We start from the raw sequence: 20,472 nt of genomic DNA on the forward strand, positions 1-20,472 counted from the left end.
ATTAAATTAACATTGTATTTGTAACTGTTTTGAATAGATGTATTCTAAAAACAAAAAAAGCTACTTCCATTTTACCGAAAGTAGCTTTTTTGAATTTCAATCTGAATTAACCAGATTACAATGCTGTAATTCTATTTGTTTGTTGTTGCTATTGAAGGCTCTTCTACATCTGCACTAGCAAACAAAGCTGCCAAATCGTTTAATGAAACTGTACTAGCTCCTAAGTATAATTTTAAATCTTCATTATTTGAAGCTGCTACATTTACTTTTGTTTCTTTAGTTTCATAACCTACAAAACTGTAAACCAAAGTATAGGTTCCTTCCTTAAGATTTTCAAAAGTAAATAAACCCGTTTCATTTGATAATGCTTCCGCTCCCGTTTCTTTAATAGAAACTTTAGCATATAATAATGGTGCGTTAGCTTCTTCTAAATCTAATATATGTCCGTTGATTACTCCTGAATTCTGAGCAAAACCAAAAGCTGATACTAAAAATACAAGGGTATATAAAAACTGTTTCATTTGTTTATAATTATTTAACTGTCACACGCAGCATCCTTTTCAATTATTTTCTTGGGTACCACGTTTTAGTTATGGATGTTTCAAATTAGCAACATAAAATGTTTTGCAAAGTAACTACAGAACTCTAAAAAGTATGTTACCAAAAGATTAAACCTAAATGATTAAAATGTTACCGTAATGTTAAGCGCACCTATTTTTAAATCATTAAAAAAATCGCGACTCTTAATTCTATAAGCGAAATGCTCTTTTGGCTTTTATCGAATACCCATGTTTTTTAATCTAAGAAGCATGTATTAGCCCTATAATTTTAATGAAATTAGTATCTTGGCAGCACTTAAAAAACGACTATGAACTGGGAGCAACTATTATCCTTAAAACGCTTTGGCGATACCAATAAACGATTAAGAAAAGAGCAAGATGAAAACCGAATTGGTTTTGAAGTTGATTATGATCGTATTATATTTTCTTCGGAATTTAGAAGCCTTCAGGATAAAACCCAGGTGATCCCATTATCGAACACCGATTTTGTGCACACCCGCTTAACACACAGTTTGGAGGTTAGTGTTGTTGGGCGCTCTTTAGGACGAAGCGTAGGCCACAAATTATTAGAAAAACATCCGCATTTAAAAAACATACACGGTTATCAGGCCAACGATTTTGGAGCTATTGTTGCGGCGGCTGCTTTGGCGCACGATATAGGAAATCCCCCTTTTGGACATTCAGGAGAAAAAGCTATTGGTGAGTTTTTTATAAATGGTAAAGGGAAAAATTTTAAAGCGCAATTAACCGACAAAGGATATCAAGATTTATGTGATTTTGAAGGCAATGCCAACGGATTTAAAATTTTAACCGAAAGCAGAGCAGGTCGTCCAGGCGGTATTCGTTTAAGTTATGCTACCCTTGGCGCTTTTACCAAATACCCTAAAGAATCGCTACCTAAAAAACCTACCAAACATATTGCCGATAAAAAATACGGCTTTTTTCAATCTGAGAAAGACAACTTTGAAGATGTAGCCAACGAACTTGGTTTAATAAAACGCAGCGAAAAAAACATAAGTTATTCTAGGCATCCTTTAACTTTTTTAGTTGAAGCTGCCGATGATATTTGCTATACCATTATCGATTTTGAAGACGGCATCAATCTGGGGTTAATTCAAGAAGAATTCGCCTTGGAATATCTTTCTAAAATCATAAGAAAAAATATTATTCCAGAACATTACTATGCCCTTTCAACTAAAAAAGATCGCATTGGTTATTTACGCGCTTTAGCCATTGGCACCCTAATTAATGAAGCTGTAGATATTTTTATGGCCAACGAAGAAGCTATTTTAAATGGTGAATTTGACTGTGCGCTTTTAGACAAAAGTGCCTACGATGCGCAAATTAAAGATGTTATTAAAATTAGCATCGACAACGTGTATCAATCTACCGAAGTTATCGATAAAGAAATTGTTGGTTACGGCGTTATCAATACACTTTTAGATACCTATACTTCGGCAGTAAATAATACGTTTAACAACACAGCTTCCAATTACGATAAGCTTATTTTAAAAGGTTTGCCAGACACACTAAAAACCGATCATGAGGATTTATACACGCGTTTACTAAGCGTTTGCCATTATGTTTCGTTATTGTCTGACAGCAAAGCCATTTTAGATTATAAAAAGATAAAAGGCTTAGGATTTTAAACCCTTTAACAGTGGTAAAACAAAATTCTACGGCAAATTAAATAAGCTTTTCTTAACTTTGTTTTAATAAATATTTTTAGCCTTGTCCTTAAATTTACAAGATATTCCGCGTGTAGAAAACATTACAAAAGCGGACTTTTTAAAACATTATTTCAAACCACAAAAACCTGTGGTGATAGAACGTTTTATAGAAGATTGGCCTGCATTTACAAAATGGAATTTAGACTATATGAAATCTGTTGGAGGCGATATAACCGTACCTCTTTACGACGACAGGCCCGTAGATTATAAAGATGGTTTTAACGAACCACACGCTAAAATGAAACTTAGTGATTATATTGATTTACTAAAGCAAAAGCCTACCAAATACCGTATTTTTTTATGGAATGCCCTTAAAGAAATTCCTTCTTTACAAAAAGACTTTACTTTTCCCGATTTTGGATTACGCCTTATGAAAGGGATTCCTATGTTGTTTTTTGGAGGCCGAGACTCCTACACTTTTATGCATTACGATATTGATTTGGCTAATATTTTTCATTTTCATTTTGAAGGTAAAAAGGAAATTATATTATTCGACCAAAAGCAAAATGACTTTTTGTATAAAATTCCACATTCGTTAATCACTAGAGAAGACATTGATTTTAACAATCCAGATTTTGAAAAATGGCCCAAACTAAAAGAAGCTAAAGGCTATAAAACAGAACTTAATCATGGTGAAGTTTTATACATGCCGGAAGGCTATTGGCATTATATGCGCTATGTAACCCCTGGTTTTTCATTAAGCCTACGCGCCATTGCAAGAAATCCTAAAAACTTAGGCAAAGCGTTTTATAATGTTTTAGTGATGCGTAATTACGATAATTTAATGCGCAGACTTAAAGGACAAAAATGGATTGATTGGAAAAACGAGCAAGCCATAGTTAGAACACATAAAAAAGTTTAAAACTTTTCCGATATACGCTTCTTAATTTCTACACCTGCGGAAGTGGGTTATTTAATCATTTCATAAGCTTTTTCATATATGAGATGCGATTCCCAGCCACGATATGAAAAATAATCAATAAATTTCTTACGTTTTTTGTAAATATTTACTTCCTTTATGCTGTTGATTTTTTTTTCAGCTAAATCATTAAAAACAGCAATATACTCTTCGTTTTCAATTTCAGATAACGCTTGAGTGATATTAAATTTAGAAATGTCTTTCTGCTTTAATTCTGAAGTTAAACGACGGCGCCCCCAGCGTTTTATTCTAAATTTTCCGCTTACAAATGCTTTAGCAAAACGTTCTTCATTAAGAAAATTATGATTTAAAAGATGTACTATAATCATATCGATAGCCTCGGGGATCATGTACATAGACTCTAATTTTTTTCGCACCTCTTGATGACAACGTTCTTGATACGCACAAAAATGCTCCAATTTTTTGGTGGCTTCTTGTACCGTATATGTTTTTTTTGTTTGCATAACGCTTCAAAAATAACAATGAAAAATTAACAATGGATTAAAATTTAATAAAAAAGAACATTAAGATTGAACACATATTAAATACCGCATAAAGTCTCTCTCAAAGACAAAAAAAATAAACCATTGAAAAAAACAACTTTACTAAGCCTATTCCTCATTACATTTCATTTAAGTTTCGGACAAACCATTTTAACCGAAGGCGATCTAGCAATTACAGGTATTATATCCGATAGTGCCGATGAATTTTCATTTGTATTACTAACCGATATTTTAAGTGGTACCGAAATAAACTTTACCGATAAAGGCTGTGGCCTCAATGGTGGTTTTGTTTTAACCGGCAGCGGAAACAATACTGCCGAAGGCATTATTACATGGACAACCGCTACTGATTTGCCTTGCGGAACCGAAATAGTTATTAAATTTGTTGCTACAAATACATTTTCGGCCAACATTGGAACAGCCATAGAATCTGAAAACGGATTTGCAATTACTGCAGGCTCACCCATTCCTGGCGATCAACTCATCGCTTTTCAAGGGAGTATAGTTAATCCAACTTTTTTATACGCCGTACATTTTGGCAACGCTAACGGATGGACAAACGCTACCGATTATTATAATAGTGCCGTACCTGCAGGACTAACCGAAGGCATAAATGCCATTAATTTAGGCAACTTTAAAAACAACAAATACAATTGCACAACAACCTCTAACAAACAACAAATTTTAGAAACTTTAGCAGATGTCAATGCAACAAATTGGTCGCAAACCCAAACAAGCAGACCGGTTTTAGGAAGTTGTACCTACACGTGTTCGCCTGTTGAAAATTGCATAAGCATAACTAGATGGGATGGCACAAATTGGGACAATGGTACTCCAAATTTAACTACAGCAGCAATCATTTCTGGAAACTACAGCACAAACCTTGGAAGCATAAAATGCTGCAGCTTAACTATAGATTCTGGAGCCACCCTCACTATTGAAAACTATACATTTATAGAAATTCAAAACAACGTTACCGTAAACGGTTCATTAATTGTCGAAACTCAAGGAAATTTTGTTCAAAATAACAAGAATGGAATTTTCACTTTAAATCCCTCAGGAACCTCCCAACTTAACAAAGAAACACCTATTAAAAGTGAATGGTACCATTATACATTTTGGAGCACGCCTGTAAATGGTGAAATTATAGATCACGCATTCCCAAATGTAGATGATGATAGAAGCTATAGATACAATACCGCCAATTTAATTGATACAAATAATGATGATATCGACGACAATGGAGACGACTGGGAATCTGTTGATGGAAATCACATTATGGAACCAGGGGTAGGCTACGCCTGTATGTCTAGCCGAGCATTAACGTATCCAAATACACATAAAGTTACTTTTGAAGGCCCATTTAATACAGGAAATATCTCAACAAACATTATAAAAAATGCTAGCAATCCAGGAATATCTTGGAATTTTATAGGAAATCCCTACCCTTCAGCAATCGATTTTATAGCTTTTCAACAGGCAAACGGTACTTTAATTGACGGCGCCGCTTATATTTGGTCTCACGCATCGCCACCAGATCCTGCAAACCCAGGACACCAACAATCTAATTTTAATCAAAATGATTATTCCACATTTACCGTTGGATCTGGAGGAGCCGCAGGAGCAAGTGGTGTCATTCCAAATAAATATATTGCTTCAGGGCAAAGCTTTTTTGTTCCTGCTTTAAAAAATGGCAACGCAACATTTACTAATGCGATGCGCATGGCTGATGAAACAAGTAATTCACAATTTTTAAAAAACACGACCAAAAAAAAGAGTTCAAGTGCATTAGAAAATAAACTTTGGATTAACCTCAGCACTAACAATGGTGTTTTTAGTCAGATTTTAGTCGCCTATGTTGAAGGCGCTACTAATGAAGACGATGGGTTATCCTATGACGCCACAAGAATAATTAATGAAGATTACAATGCTTTTTTATACACTTCAATGGCATCAAACACAAATAAATATGTCATTCAAGGCAAAGGAATCAATAACATCCATAAAAATGAAATAATCAAACTTGGGTTTAATACTCAAATAGATGCTCCTCTAATTTACACACTAGAAATCGATCATTTTGAAGGTGATTTCATTTCAAAAAACAATGTATACCTAAAGGATAACTTATTGAATGTGATACACAATTTATCAAATTCTAATTATACTTTCACATCTGAAATTGGTGAATTTAAAGCGCGTTTCGAAATTGTATTTCAAAATAATAGGCTAACGCAAAACACGAATACATTAGATTCTAATGTGCTTAAAATCGTGCATTTAAAAGATAATGATGTGCAGTTTAATGTTTCAAAAAACTTAAAAATTGAAACCATCAAAATTTATGATTTATTTGGTCGGCAACTCTATAATTTAAAAGGACATAGTAATTCTGAAACTTACAATTTACCAAGGTTAAGCAATATTTATATAGCCAAAATAAAACTTTCAAACGGAGATTTAATTATCAAAAAAGGAATAAGAAAACGAACTACACATTAACTAAAAACCTGATTTAAAACCTGTAAAGATTTAGGCGATTTAAAACTCCCCAAATGCAGTTCGAAATAAAGCAACATCATACTTAAAAAAGACTGCCTTTGTTTGGCATTCATTTTTAATTGCGGTAAAGTATCAAAGGAAGTATTTAAAAGCTGCTTTAATAAGTTTAAGTTTTCTCCCGAAATATTGTGTTTGTAAACTGGTTTTAGTTCAAATCTGCCTTCATTAAGATTAAAATTAGGAAAATCTATATCACTAGTATCAGGATAAAAGCCTAAATATTTAGTGAGTTTCAGAAGAAATAACAAATGAAAATTAGCGTATTCAGATTGATTATCTAACCACAACAAAGTGTTTTCTAAATAACTGTAAAGTGCTTCATCTTGCTCTTCTTCATGCAATGTACTGGTTAATACTTCAGACAAAAACAATACAATAGAACTTTTTACAACCTGCGAATGTAAACTGGTATAAATAACACTTAATTTGGTTTCTTTTATACTTTGTAAAGAACGGTTTGGCTTATAATCGACAACGATTTCAATTTGAGATAACGGCTGAAAATAAGCTGCTTTATTCTGTGCTTTTTTACTTTTTAAAACCCCTCTTAAAATAAAACTTACAACACCCTTTTGCTGCGTAAAGCACTTTACAATAAGGTCGTTATCTTTAAATTTAAGTTTAGATAAAACGATTGCATTTGTTGTAATTAGCATTAGCGAACCACCATTAATTTTATCACTTTAGTTTCAAAGGAATCTAAATCGGATAACATGACTAAATAAACACCAGATGCTACAATATTATTCGCGAGGTTTTTACCATTCCAATAAGCTGTACCTCCATCAATTTCTAAATTATAACCACGATATCTCGGGTTTGTTTTAGATTGCGCTTCGGCTACTAAATTTCCTTCTACATCAGTAATTTTAATATTTACATTCTCTGAAATGTCTTTAATCTTAATTTTTTTATCTAAAATATTATACCCAGGACGCACAGGGTTTGGATATGCAAAGGCCTTTTCCAAGGTCTCAATCGGACTAGAACTTCCTGAGGAAAAAGACACCAAACCTTTATCTGTAGCGATGTATACAATACCATTATTCCCATCGATAGATACATCGCGAACACTATTGGAAGGTAGAGGTGAATTGGCTTTTGTAAAATGAAAAATTGTAGTTTGCCCGTCTGGAGAAAAATAAAACAATCCTGCCCCTGATGTTGCTACCCACTTGTTATTAGCCCCATCAACTTCAATGTCGGTAATATCTTGTTGAAACAGTAATTCTTTAGCGACACCATCCTCTTCAATAATAATTTCATCAACCGAAGCATTTGCATCTGTAAAAAAATCGGAAGTATTATACAGAACTCGCAATCCACGAATGGTTCCTATCCACAATTGATTTCTTTGATCAAGTGCTAAGGCTGTAGCATAACTAGAGGGCATATTATGTTCTTCATCATAAACACTCTTCAGCAATTGTCGTCCTCCGTTTTCTTTAAATCCTATAAGTCCAAATTTATAACTTGCTATCCATTTAGTACCATCTGAATCAATTTCCAAATCGCCATAACCTAAATTCCCTCCACTAAATCCATCACCAATAACATCTGTAAAATCGTAGGACTGCCATTGGTTATTACTTGGATTATATGATTTAAGTGGTTTATCTATTAATGTTGACATACTCCATAGCAGACCATTTTCATCAAACTGAGAAACCCCTACGCGAATATCAACATAATCGGGATTAGTAGGCAACTTCAAAGATTCCAAACCACTATTGGTTTCATTGTATAAAATCGCAGGCACCTCATCAACTACTTCTAATAATCCAATAAAAAAAGAACTTATATAAACTTGATTATTATTAAAAGGGTTTATAGCAACTGCATTTAAACATTTAGCACCTAACACATCACTATATGGCGTGTTAAGCCATGTATCATTTTTTAAATGACTAAACCCACGATTGTTTAAAGGGTAAGGGTTATAAAACAGATTATATTCACCATAAACCACCCATGCACCATTCGGCGTAGCTTCAACCGAAAAAGGAATATTCATTAATGGGCCGTCTGGATGCACTTCTTCAAAAGCAACAAGATTTGTGAAAGCCGTTTTTAAAATTCCAAAGTTTTCAGAGCCAATATAGATATTTTCATCATCAATGGTTGCAGATGTGTATCGCGTACTAAAAACTGAATCTTGGCCAACTTGAGCAATATTGTTAAAATTTAAATCGTACACAAAAACTTGATGTTGTGTGGTTAGTATTAGATGCTCTTGAACTGTTCTTAAATCTAACGGCACATCTGCGTAGGTGGCAACTTCATTAATTGAATTATTTACAACCTGATACATTTTTTTATTCGCATTTGTAGCGTATAATTTATCACCTAAGGCTTCAACCCCAAACCAATTTCCAGTGGAAATAGATTGCCAATTTTGAAAATCGATTAAATTAGGGCTTGAAACATCGGCTTTTTTAAGTCCGTTATTTGCCAAACATGACGCATAAATAAAACCTTCAAAAACAGCAGTTTGACTCACTGGAATTTGAGTACCTCCAGTCCCTATAAAATAAGTATCTCCAAATTCCAAGCGTTCCATATCAAATACAGAAATACCAAAATCTGTAGAAATGTACAGTACATTTTGGTATTCATTAAAATGATTTATGCTTTTTTCGGTAGGTGGAATGGTTAGTTTATCGAAAATATCAACAACCGTTAAAATTTTAGAATCATTATCGAATACAATATCTAACAAGCCGTTATCGTAGCCTATAATTAACAATTCATATGCTTCACTATAATGAATAGCAGAAATAGTTTCCCCAGACAAACCATTTACTGTTGTAATTTCCTGAAGCTGATTTGACTCTGTATCTGTATAAAAAACAGCATTTCCTGAAGCTGCAAAAATTTTGTTACTGCCTTGCGTTACATCAATAATATGATTGTATGAAAAATGACCTTTCCAAAGCGCTGAATAATCTTGAGAAAATTGCAATAACGGAAACAAACAAATAATAAGTAAAGCTACTTTTTTCAACATCGTTATTTTTTGAAGTTCAAATATATTTATAAGTAACGAGTTTTACTTTAAAATAATATACTTAAATAAAAAAGCTTCCCGATTTAGGAAGCTTTTAAAACTAATTCTAATAATATTAAACAATACCCTGTGCTAACATCGCATCGGCTACTTTTACAAAACCAGCAATATTGGCACCTCTAACATAATCGATATAACCATCGTCGTCCTTTCCAAACTCTATACAGGATTTATGAATATCGGACATGATTTCTTTTAATTTATTGTCCACCTCTTCTCTAGACCATTTAAATCTAAGTGAATTTTGAGTCATTTCTAGGCCAGAAGTAGCTACACCACCAGCATTTGAAGCTTTTCCTGGAGCAAATAATATTTTTGCTTTATGGAAGCTTTCAATAGCCTCTTTAGTAGAAGGCATATTGGCGCCTTCAGCTACGCAAATACAACCATTTTTAAGTAAGGTTTCTGCATCATTTTCATGAAGTTCATTCTGAGTCGCACATGGTAAAGCGATATCACATTTTACTTCCCAAGGCGTTTTAGATTTTACAAATTCAGCATGTGGATATGCCTCTAAATAAGCATTAATCCTAGCTCTCTTTACATTTTTAAGCTCCATGATATGCGCTAACTTTTCAGCAGTTATGCCTTCAGCATCATAAATATAACCTGAAGAATCGGAAAGTGTTAACACTTTACCTCCAAGTTGAATTACCTTTTCTGCTGCGAACTGAGCCACATTTCCAGATCCGGAAATTACAACCGATTTTCCTGCGATATCTTCTCCTTTTGTTTCTAACATTTTTTGAGCAAAATACACGGTGCCATACCCAGTAGCTTCAGGACGAATTAACGAACCGCCCCAAGACATGCCTTTTCCTGTTAATACCCCAGTAAAACCATTGCTTATTTTTTTATACATTCCAAAAAGGAAACCTATTTCCCTTGCACCCACACCTATATCGCCAGCAGGCACATCGGTATTATGACCAATATGTCTGAATAATTCACCCATAAAAGCATGGCAAAATCTCATAATTTCATTATCACTTTTCCCTTTCGGATCAAAATCACTTCCACCTTTACCACCACCCATAGGCAACGTGGTTAAACTGTTTTTAAAGACTTGCTCGAATGCCAAAAACTTTAAAATACTTAAATTCACTGTAGGATGAAAACGCAAACCACCTTTGTAGGGCCCGATTGCAGAATTCATTTGAATACGATATCCTCTGTTTACTTGAATTTCACCATCATCATCAACCCAACACACTCTAAACATAATAACCCGTTCTGGCTCTACCATTCTTAGCAAAATGTTTTTACCATAATAGATATCATTTTTAACTATATACGGGATGACTGTTTCTGCAACTTCCTCTACCGCTTGTAAAAACTCTGGCTCATGGCCATTTCGCTCTTTTACTAAATCTAAAAATGCTTCAACGTTACTTTTCATAACACAATAAATGTTTTAAATTATTATATAAGTAATATATCAACAAAAATATGCATTATCTTCATTAAAAAGTGTGATTTTTTTAAAATTATTCAACAACAATATTTGTTCATTTTTCAAATTTTATTAATATTTGTAACTAATCTCTCTTTTTATATATTTGTCCCCGAGTAACTTTACCTAAATCAAGCCCTTTTATGCTTAATCTGAAATTTGCAACCATTGCTTTTTGCTTGTTTGCATTAGTACAAACTACAAATGCACAATTAAGTTTTTCAAACGAAATTGGTATTGTTGCTGGTTATGTTGAAATGCGTTCCGATTTTGGAGAGCGACAGGATTTATCGAATAATTTTAAAAACTCTGGGATTGGCATTGGTATTGTTCACTATTTAAACTTCTCATCTAAAGCAGACTGTAACTGCTATACCGTAGATAATTATTTTAACGACCATTTTAAACTACGTAATGAGATTTCTTGGAATAAAACAAACTTAGAACACCATGGAAAATGGGTTGAGCCTTCTAGAACAAGCCCCGATGCCGACAAACTTAGAGCGCATACAGGAGTTGCTCAAAATTTTGATATTGGAACAGAACTTGAATTCTACCCACTAAGCCTTCGCGATTTTCAAGGTTACGCCTATAGGTTTGCGCCTTTTGTTAGCCTAGGTGCTCACTACACCTACCACACGCCCGAGGCAAAAACCACTTATAACAACCCTAACCCTAATGCCATTGGAGATATAACCGACCCTAGTAACTTTTACTCTGGTTGGCCTCCTGAAGCTGTAGATGCCACTCCGAGTAGTTCATTTTCGATTGTTACCAGTGCCGGAGTTAGATATAAACTTTCTAGACTTTCAGATTTAATGCTAAATTTAAGAGTTCAGTTTTTTATGGACGACACCGCTGATGGTTTGTACCACACCTCGTCTGCAAATAAACACAATGACGGTTTAGTATGGTTAAACTTAGGCTATATTTATTATTTAAATTAGTCGTTTGTTTTTCAGGTAACAACTGTTAAAAAAGCCCCTTTTCTACACCCAAATAACAATCTCATTTTGTTATGATTACAAAATATTTTAACACACTCTGTGTACAAATATTTTATTTCATGCGTTGTATTCATTTTCTATAATTACATTTATATTAAATTAATCTTACTTATTATGCGCCATTTAAAACTGCTTTTAGTTTTCTCATTAGTACTATATTTTTCTTGTGAAAAAGAATTTAATGTCGTGTTTTCTGAAATTCAAATATCATCTCAAAACGACGACATTGTTCAAATAAACATCCCAATTGCAGAAGGCAATAATACCATTTCAAACAAAATTAATTCTGGTATAGAACATAACATAATCGCCTCGATACAAATAGGCGAATCTGATAATATTGAATCTAAAACAATTACAGAAAGTATTAATGCCTTTGTTAAAGAATATGAAACATTACAACAAGAGTTTCCTGAAAGCCCGCAAGTTTGGGAAGCTCAAATTGACGGCGAAATATTGTATCAATCTAACGACATTATAAGCGTATCCATTACTTCATACACAAACACAGGCGGCGCTCATGGTATTTTAAAAATATCATTTTTAAACTTTAATGCTAAAAACGGTAATTTAATACCAAATAAAGCTCTTTTTAAAGACCTTAATGCCTTTAAGAAGCTTGCAGAACCCTATTATATAGCAGCGATTGAAGACAAAGAAATCCTTATAAATAAGGATCAATTTAATTTACCAGCAAACATAGCCTATACCGAAGAAGGCATTGTCTTTTTATATAACACCTACGAAATCGCCGCTTATTCGCAAGGTGTGATAGAATTTAAGGTTCCCTTTAACGAAGCACAGCCTTACTTAGTTTTTAATAACTTTTAATAAGGCTAAAACATAACCATAGTGAATACATTCATGAGCGAGCACAAATTGCAAAGCATCATTAATATCACTTAACGTATTTCCTGTAGTAGAAACCGTATATTCATGATACGTTTTAAAAACTCCTTGAGCGTAATCATCTTTAGTCTTTTCTAAAGTTGGTATGAGTAAGCCCTTTATCTCCACGACTTCTTGCTGAGAAACAGGCAGTTCTGGCTTGGTGTCTTTTCTGTATTTATCAATCATTTCGCTAGAAACCCCCATGTCTAAACCCGACAATTTATATACTAACAACTGCTGTGTCACGACAATATGACCAATATTCCAAATGATATTATTATTAAATCCATTAGGGATTTTATTTAAATCTTCTAAGGAATTGTTTTCAATGATTCCTTGAAAAATGCGTCGTGTATTTTGTAAAACTTCAAATGTAAAATCCATTTTATTTAATTTTTCGATAAATATACTTTTAATTTGTTTTTTCCAAACCACTAGAAAGATGAAAAAAGTATATTATTTAAAAACCTGTAGCACCTGCACACGAATATTAAAAGAACTAAATCTGTCTTCCGACTTTATTTTACAAGACATAAAAACCGAAGAAATCACTTCAAGTCAATTAGAAGAAATGAAAACTCTAACTGGCAACTACGAAGTTTTGTTTAGTAAACGAGCAAAACTTTATAAGGAAATGGATTTAAAAAATCAGGATTTATCCGAGCGTGATTATAAGCACTATATTTTAGAACATTACACATTTTTAAACAGACCTGTATTTATTATTAACGAATCCATTTTTATTGGAAATTCTAAAAAAAACATTGAAGCTGTAAAACAAAAAATTACACAAAGCAAAACCGTTTAACTACCAACTGCTAAAACACAACTAAAAAACAAGGTAATCCACTATATTTAAAGGGTTTCCGTTTATCGGATTTTTTAACAACAACATGTATTTCACGGAATAAATAGCTTGTTTTATCGAAAATACTAAAAAATAAAACGAAGAAATTAAAAACCTAACTACCTTTAATATGCTATTATTAATCCATTAAACATTATTAAGATGAAAAAGAATAAAAAATCCGTTTTCAGTCTCATAAAAATGTTAGTAGTTGTGTTTGTTTTTACAATTTCAACAAATATAAATGCCACCACAAAAATGAGCATTGCAAAGTCATCAGACTTCAATTTAACTACCCTAAGCTTATTCTCCCCAGTTAGCTTATTTACTGGACCTCTCTTAGGAGGCAACAAGTATCACAAACCTAAAAAACGTAAAAGCTGCACTAGACATAGTAACTGTAATGGAGGTTGTAATAACACTCCAGACTCTACTCCTCCAGCAGACAGTGTACCACTAGATGGCGGTTTAAGTATTTTAGTTTTAGGAGCTGCTGCATTTGGAATTAGAAAACTACGTGGAAACAAAAATGTTAAAAATTAATTCGTTAAAGAACGAAATACCATTACCAATAAGGCTTTTCTTAGGAAGAGCCTTGTTGTTTTATATTGTTTGGGAAATTATTTACGGTCTTTTTATTTATGACTCAACATTTATCGATAGAGCATTAACCTCACATGTTGGCGAAAGCTCTGTATCGATATTGAATAACATGAGTCCAATGTCTGGTTTTACCGCAAACAACAAACTCTATACCGCTAAAACACTTGACGGAGAGGATGTCGCAGTATTTCATACCGCAATTAGTCACAATAACAGAAAAATATTAAACATTGCAAATGTTTGTAATGGTCTTACTCTAATGGCTTTATACATTGGATTTATTGTATGTATTCCCGAAAAGTTTTGGCGTAAAATAAAATATATTATTTTAGGAATTATTATCATTGATTTTATTAACATTCTAAGATGCGTGGGTTTAATCTATTTACGAGAATATTTTCATGCTTATTTCGATTTTGCACACCACTACCTATTTAAAGCCATCGTTTATGCATCCACATTTATAATATGGACCATTTTTGCCCGAAAAATCAACCTTAAACATGACACTTTACAAAACGGATAAAATTCGATTCTTCGCAGGTCTTTTTATAATCATCACAATTTACTCCCTATATTACCTTTATTTTGTTGAGAATGATGATGCTAAAAAATTACCTAGAGTTACCAGGCAAGCAATTAAATTTACATCTACCATAGCTGTATATGTTATAGGAACTTTTCATTTAGGGAAATTAAGAGACACTTGGATGTCTTCACTTTGGCATTTTGTGCATATCTCTGGACTATGCATTTTGATAATTTTAGGTTTATTCGACCTACTAATAACCGACATTACTCTGATATTAAAATTATTCTGCATTACTGTTCAAGAAACATTAATCTCACCCGTTTTATATGTCGCTATAGGACTGCTTAACAACGCCTTAAACAAATCAAATAATACCGAACTTACAGAATCTGATTCTAAAAACGTAGATTACCCCTAATATAAAAAAGAATTTTATATAATACTGTTTTAAAAATCTGTACAAGGTATTTGTTAATCAAGAATTAATACTATTCAAAACACTTAACTCTTAACTGAAATAACCTCATTAATGTTTGTTGAATATCTAGGAGAAAGACGTTCTTGTTTCATTTTCCATTGTCTGCCCAAGGACTGAGAACCAAACTTAACCTTGTTGTTTCCATACGATTGATTAAGCCTATCTACAATACGCATTATAGGCGCATGCTTTGGGTTTTCATCATTAAAAAAAGATAATTGTTTTATGTTTTCCGGGGTTATCCCCATAACAATGACACCAGCCTTTTTATACTGAAACCCTTCCTTAAATATGGCTTTTAAGCCCACCTGAACACACCTGTTAATTTCAATTGAAGAATTGGTTGGAAAATCTGTTTTAATAACAATATTTTTTCTGTATTGCGGCAAGTCTTTTCTAAATGCATTGGTATGAACAAAAACCATAACCATATTACAATGCGAACCTTGTTTTCTTAACTTTTCAGCACAAGAAATAGCAAAGGTTCCAACCCGCTCTTTTACATCTTCATATTTACTATACATCGTTTCAAAAGATCGTGTTGTAGCAATCATTTTCTTATTTTGTACGGTTTCAAAATCTAAAGACGGCTTCCCTTCTAAATCATGTTTAAGCCTTAGCCCTACAACAGACATATTTGCTCTAACCCATTGATCGGACAATAAAGTAAACTGATAAGCCGTATGCACATTTAAAGCTTTTAACCGCTTAGCATGCTGCCTACCAATACCCCACACATCGTCTATTTTAAGCCACTTAAGCGCTTTAATACGCTGCTCCTCATTATTAATAACATAAACTCCATTTGTTTTGTCGGTGTATTTTTTAGCTATTTTATTGGCTACTTTTGAAAGCGCTTTAGTTGGCGCCATTCCAATACTTATAGGGATTCCCGTACCTTTAGTCACCTTGCTACGCATGTTTTCTCCTATTTTTTGAAGGTTAAACAATTCAAAACCAACAAATTTAAGAAATGCTTCATCGATACTATATACTTCCAATTCGGGCGTGAATTCTGCTAGTAAATTCATCACCCTAGCACTCATATCTCCATATAGCGCATAATTAGATGAAAAAACATGAATATTCTGTTGCTTAAATAACGTTTTATACTCAAAAGCGGGCGCCCCCATAGGCACACCCAGAGCCTTTGCTTCATTACTTCTAGCAATAACACAGCCGTCGTTGTTAGACAACACAACAATAGGCTTATGGTTTAGCGACGGATTAAATACACGTTCGCATGAAGCATAAAAGTTATTACAATCAACCAGCGCAAACATTATACGTATTTTATAACATTAATAACAATTCCCCAGATAATAAAATCGTTGTCTTTGGTAACTTTTATAGGTGGATAATCTTTGTTTTCGGCAATTAACCAAATAATTTCCTTTTCAATTTTTATTCGTTTTACCGTAAACTCGCCATCAACAAAACAGATGGCTATTTTATTATCTCTAGGCTCTAAGCTTTTATCGATAATTAATAAATCGCCATCATGAATCCCGGCATCTATCATAGAATTACCTTTTACTTTCCCATAAAAAGTGGTGCTAGGATTTTTAATTAAGTGTTTATTAAGATCGATATTGATGTCTAAAAAATCGTCTGCAGGAGAAGGAAACCCTGCGCTAATACCACTATCTACAAAAGGTAATTCTAGCTCAGTAGAATAATCGGGAGCATAAAACTCGATGGTTTTTGTGTGATATAGATTTCTTAATTTCATGATACCACAAAGTTATTTAATCCGCAGATAACTATGACGGTCTACTTAATTTGTTTTTAACAAAGTGAGGTATTCTTAAGCACACGATTTTTATAAACCTCTTGAATTTAGAACTAAATTTAATCCACAAAAAAAGCCTCTACATTTCTGTAAAGACTTTCTACTACAAAGCCCCTTCTCTTAGATTTGATGCACGTGTACACCCTAATCGAGTAAAAAAATATTTTAACGTAAGCACATCACCTCCCGTTAAGAAAATACGAGGTTTATACTGTTATTTATACTTGCCGTACCTTCAACAGGCCCAGTAAATTTTAGTACACTGAACTCAGCAACGCACCTTAAAACGATTGCAAGAAAGACAGTAATAGAATCGTTTTTACGATTTTAAAAAATTAGCACATTCAAAGACTATTTTGGACGAGCTATTTTTATTCTACGGATCCTAAATTAAGACTGAGCATAAGAACGATGATCACTTATCTGAAGGAGGTTAATTATACAAACCATTAGTTGCTATGCTTGCTTTTAAAACACCTATCAAAGACAGCTAGGAGGCCCCTTTAATTGTGAGGGCTGCAATATAACTATCGTGTTTCTGAGATATTTGTATTAGAACAAACAATCTTAAAATTTTCAGATATAAAAAAACACAAACAACATATTGATTTTTAATATTTTACAAAAATATTAGTTTTTTTATGTAAATTTAAAGATGATAACACGCAGATATATTACAAGAACATTCCGTACATACATTTTCTATATGTGCTTTATTACGACAACTTTAGGTCTGTCTCAAGCAACAACTTCAGCAATCCCATCTTATTCCTATGATATTGGAGAAGATTTTGAATTGGCTTACACTCCTGAAATTGTTCGATACCACAACCAAAAAATGTTTTTAGTAGACACTAACAAAGTATTACATGTGTACCAGAACGGAACTGAAATCTTAACCATGGACGTTAATCTTAATCCGGACAATGTTAATAATAATATTATAACGGATATAAGTTACAATGGAACCTATTTTGGGATTCTATTTAAACATGTAGCTTATTTTTACGATTTAACTGGTGAAAAAAAATTCGAAGTAGGACAAGCTAATATTTATGGTGTAGACCATCCTACAAGATTTAATAGGGCTAGAGCTCTGTTAATTACAAATAGTTACATTTATATACGAACACGCAATAGAGTTTCTGCCTGGAAATTAGAAGATGCTATCAATTCTACATCGCAAAATCTTCCTGTAAAGTATGCTTACTCAGATTTAATCTCTGAGAATAACGGAGATAACTACGAACGCAACAGTTTTGCTAAAAAAGGAGACCTTATTTATTTAACCGATAAAAAAAACAATAAAATATACTCCTTTAAAGAATCAGAAATCACACAAGACAACATAACCTTAACAAATCTTGGCTTAAACGTAAAAAGTCCTGAATACGGTGCTTTTATAAATGGTCTTTACGGCGTATTCAGTCAAAGCAATGTAGGTACTTTTTTTGACCTAGAAAACAACACACAAGCAAACCCGCTCTCCAACACAAATGGAGTAGGAAACTATTTTACAACCGAAAATTATTTTTATTATCAAAGTGAACAGGGTTCTAAAATTTTTAAAGCCGTAACCCCTCTTAAAAGAAATATTTACATTCAGGAAGAAGATCCAAATCTAAACACAAAAAAGTATGCGCAAAAAGATTTGACATACTACAAACTAATTAACGATAAAGAATTTAGACCAACTACAGAAAAGCACATTATAAAAAGTAATAGACTTATCGAGTTAACAAGTAATGCTAATTACATTAAAATAAACAATTGGATAGCTAAAGACTATTATAATGTACATCTTGTTGGTAGAATAGAAAATTACCAATTCAATCTTGGGGTAATAGACACATTAAAAGCACTAACCGCTTATTTTATTCCCAAACCTTGGGGTACACAGGGATACAAATCAAATGGAGTAAATTTAGATGACGATTCTAATGTTTCTTTAGATTTTTCAGAGATATCAGACCAAAACATTGACACCTTTGGGTTAGATTTTGTGCCATTAGACAACGAACATTTGAAAAAAGTAAAACAAGTTACAGTTAATTGGAGTTTGATTTTTTTCGATTATTTATTAAGTGGCGACAAAGGAATTTGTTCAGGCGGACTTAATTTTAAATCTAACAGACCTTTAGATCTAAGATACTATTTAACACTAATGGAAAACAGCGCTTATATGGTTTCTAAATCTACTTTTCAAGAAGATTGGCTGAAGGTACCTTTCCATAAAACCGATAATACCGACATTTCTGATAATGACAGGGTGTTACAACAAGAGTATGACTCATATAGTGACGAAGAAAAAGGTATTTGGGAAAGTTATGGATGGACAGTTGATAACAATTACGTATATAATAAGGCGCACAGACTTTCAATTTTAGAAAAATACAAAAATAAAACCTTTAGATTAGGAATTACAGGAGGAGGTGGCTGGGCAGGAGGATCAACTTTATGTATTGATATTCATACTTTTACGGATAGATTGTTTGGTAATGAACCTAAATTTGCAGATCTCTATAGACAAGGTAAAACATATTACCTTCCGGAAGATAGTAATGTGCCCTCTACAGGGGATCGTAAATCCCCATGGCATCTTTTAGGACATGAAATTGGGCACACTTTAGGTTTTGGGCATAATTCTACTTACTGTGTTTTAGACAATTTATCTAACATATTTTTATCTGCGACACATTATTCCTATTTAATAGAGGAAAATGATTTATTAATTTTAGAAGAAGAAATGGCAGGTAGAGATTTAGCACTAGAAACAAATAATTCAGGTGATCCTAATATTAATGCTAGGGCTATATGCAATACACCGGCAGAGTTTGGAGGTTCCTGGGGACTTCATGATATTGTATTGCCAACAGATAAAGGAAGTCCAGAATTTTTAGAATATCTAAAACAAAATGCTATTGGTAAAGGGTTGGATTATTTAAAAACTTTAGATTTCAACCAAGGGTGGAGTTACGCTGCAGGACACGAACCATATGAAATTACTGCTTTTGAAATTAAAGACGAAACCCTAAATGTAGATTTAGATTATTTGTTTGACGGTATTTCTGTAAACAACAATTCGTTATCGATTGAAGACTCAAAGTCTGATACAACAAATATTATTGTTAGTCCAAATCCAACAAATGGTCATGTTAATATAACGGGAATTGAAAAAATTAAAGATCTTAAAATTTTTGACTTGACAGGTAGACGACATTCGTTTGGACGAATTTCAGATAACGAAATAAATATAGACAATTTAGGCTCTGGCATCTATATTTTGAGAATTAACAATCAATTTTCTAAAAAAATCCACAAATATTAATTTTCAAAGCACCATATAATCAACAAAAAAATATTTGTTTAACCTATGTTTAACCTGAGTCCATAAAAAAAGAGGGTCAATCTCAAAAGTTGTGGAGCATCTAAAAAAGCAAGACCTTTGAATAAAAATTTTTAATGCCATCAGATTCATTATTAGCCATAGCCAATTTATTACTTCCAGAAATACTTATTAAGTATTTT

The 20,472-nt window shown here is 32.9% G+C and carries 18 protein-coding genes; 10 read left to right on the plus strand and 8 right to left on the minus strand.

Annotated elements, in window-relative coordinates:
- Positions 1-131 precede the first annotated feature (131 nt).
- Positions 132-521, minus strand: coding sequence for a carboxypeptidase-like regulatory domain-containing protein (locus tag H6X70_RS07250; RefSeq protein WP_194767000.1), 390 nt, complete (start codon positions 519-521; stop codon positions 132-134).
- A 347-nt stretch (positions 522-868) separates the two neighbouring features.
- On the opposite strand from H6X70_RS07250, the gene dgt reads away from it, so the two are divergent.
- Positions 869-2,209 carry a dGTP triphosphohydrolase gene (gene dgt, locus H6X70_RS07255; RefSeq protein WP_194767001.1) on the plus strand — a complete coding sequence of 447 codons (1,341 nt, stop codon included), beginning with the start codon at positions 869-871 and terminating at the stop codon, positions 2,207-2,209.
- A gap of 82 nt (positions 2,210-2,291) precedes the next feature.
- Positions 2,292-3,152 carry a cupin-like domain-containing protein gene (locus tag H6X70_RS07260; RefSeq protein WP_194767002.1) on the plus strand — a complete coding sequence of 287 codons (861 nt, stop codon included), beginning with the start codon at positions 2,292-2,294 and terminating at the stop codon, positions 3,150-3,152.
- A gap of 47 nt (positions 3,153-3,199) precedes the next feature.
- On the opposite strand, the gene H6X70_RS07265 is transcribed toward H6X70_RS07260, so the two are convergent.
- Positions 3,200-3,673, minus strand: coding sequence for a regulatory protein RecX (locus tag H6X70_RS07265; RefSeq protein WP_194767003.1), 474 nt, complete (start codon positions 3,671-3,673; stop codon positions 3,200-3,202).
- Positions 3,674-3,796: 123 nt separating this feature from the next.
- On the opposite strand from H6X70_RS07265, the gene H6X70_RS07270 reads away from it, so the two are divergent.
- Entirely contained in the window at positions 3,797-6,214 is a 2,418-nt protein-coding gene (locus H6X70_RS07270; RefSeq protein WP_194767004.1) for a hypothetical protein, read from the plus strand.
- On the opposite strand, the gene recO is transcribed toward H6X70_RS07270, so the two are convergent.
- The 3 genes from recO to gdhA form a co-directional block, all read right to left on the minus strand.
- A complete protein-coding gene (gene recO, locus H6X70_RS07275; RefSeq protein WP_194767005.1) occupies positions 6,211-6,930 on the minus strand; it encodes a DNA repair protein RecO in 720 nt (239 codons plus the stop codon). The genes H6X70_RS07270 and recO overlap by 4 nt on opposite strands.
- Positions 6,930-9,281 (minus strand): ABC transporter substrate-binding protein, encoded by a 2,352-nt coding sequence (locus H6X70_RS07280; protein ID WP_194767006.1) that lies wholly within the window; start codon positions 9,279-9,281, stop codon positions 6,930-6,932. Before H6X70_RS07280 ends, recO begins: the two co-directional genes overlap by 1 nt.
- 115 nt (positions 9,282-9,396) lie before the next feature.
- Complete coding sequence (gdhA, locus tag H6X70_RS07285; RefSeq protein ID WP_194767007.1) at positions 9,397-10,740, minus strand: NADP-specific glutamate dehydrogenase; 1,344 nt, start codon at positions 10,738-10,740, stop codon at positions 9,397-9,399.
- 197 nt (positions 10,741-10,937) lie between these two features.
- Between gdhA and H6X70_RS07290 the strand changes: the two genes are divergently transcribed.
- A complete protein-coding gene (locus H6X70_RS07290) occupies positions 10,938-11,741 on the plus strand; it encodes a THC0290_0291 family protein (protein WP_194767008.1) in 804 nt (267 codons plus the stop codon).
- A gap of 174 nt (positions 11,742-11,915) precedes the next feature.
- A complete protein-coding gene (locus H6X70_RS07295) occupies positions 11,916-12,632 on the plus strand; it encodes a DUF3298 and DUF4163 domain-containing protein (RefSeq protein WP_194767009.1) in 717 nt (238 codons plus the stop codon).
- On the opposite strand, the gene H6X70_RS07300 is transcribed toward H6X70_RS07295, so the two are convergent.
- Positions 12,612-13,076 carry a DinB family protein gene (locus H6X70_RS07300; protein ID WP_194767010.1) on the minus strand — a complete coding sequence of 155 codons (465 nt, stop codon included), beginning with the start codon at positions 13,074-13,076 and terminating at the stop codon, positions 12,612-12,614. The genes H6X70_RS07295 and H6X70_RS07300 overlap by 21 nt on opposite strands.
- Positions 13,077-13,134: 58 nt before the next feature.
- Here H6X70_RS07300 and H6X70_RS07305 point away from each other — a divergent pair, with 58 nt between their 5' ends.
- The 4 genes from H6X70_RS07305 (at position 13,135) to H6X70_RS07320 (ending at position 15,092) form a co-directional block, all read left to right on the plus strand.
- Complete coding sequence (locus tag H6X70_RS07305; RefSeq protein WP_194767011.1) at positions 13,135-13,500, plus strand: arsenate reductase family protein; 366 nt, start codon at positions 13,135-13,137, stop codon at positions 13,498-13,500.
- 201 nt (positions 13,501-13,701) lie between these two features.
- On the plus strand, positions 13,702-14,082 hold the full coding sequence (locus H6X70_RS07310; protein ID WP_194767012.1) for a PID-CTERM protein-sorting domain-containing protein: 381 nt from the start codon (positions 13,702-13,704) through the stop codon (positions 14,080-14,082).
- Positions 14,069-14,668 (plus strand): archaeosortase/exosortase family protein, encoded by a 600-nt coding sequence (locus tag H6X70_RS07315; RefSeq protein WP_194767013.1) that lies wholly within the window; start codon positions 14,069-14,071, stop codon positions 14,666-14,668. Before H6X70_RS07310 ends, H6X70_RS07315 begins: the two co-directional genes overlap by 14 nt.
- On the plus strand, positions 14,646-15,092 hold the full coding sequence (locus H6X70_RS07320) for a hypothetical protein (RefSeq protein WP_194767014.1): 447 nt from the start codon (positions 14,646-14,648) through the stop codon (positions 15,090-15,092). Before H6X70_RS07315 ends, H6X70_RS07320 begins: the two co-directional genes overlap by 23 nt.
- Positions 15,093-15,175: 83 nt before the next feature.
- Here H6X70_RS07320 and H6X70_RS07325 read toward each other — a convergent pair whose 3' ends face one another.
- Positions 15,176-16,435, minus strand: a complete 1,260-nt coding sequence (locus H6X70_RS07325; RefSeq protein WP_194767015.1) for a Y-family DNA polymerase — start codon at positions 16,433-16,435, stop codon at positions 15,176-15,178.
- The gene (locus H6X70_RS07330; RefSeq protein WP_194767016.1) at positions 16,435-16,884 is read right to left on the minus strand and encodes a LexA family protein; all 450 of its coding nucleotides are present in this window, start codon (positions 16,882-16,884) and stop codon (positions 16,435-16,437) included. The genes H6X70_RS07325 and H6X70_RS07330 overlap by 1 nt, the downstream gene beginning before the upstream one ends.
- A gap of 766 nt (positions 16,885-17,650) precedes the next feature.
- Between H6X70_RS07330 and H6X70_RS07335 the strand changes: the two genes are divergently transcribed.
- A complete protein-coding gene (locus H6X70_RS07335) occupies positions 17,651-20,272 on the plus strand; it encodes a T9SS type A sorting domain-containing protein (RefSeq protein ID WP_194767017.1) in 2,622 nt (873 codons plus the stop codon).
- The last annotated feature ends 200 nt before the right edge of the window (positions 20,273-20,472 follow it).

Origin of the sequence: Tamlana sp. I1 (genome assembly GCF_015355625.1) — a bacterium.
Taxonomy (GTDB): Bacteria; Bacteroidota; Bacteroidia; order Flavobacteriales; family Flavobacteriaceae; genus Pseudotamlana.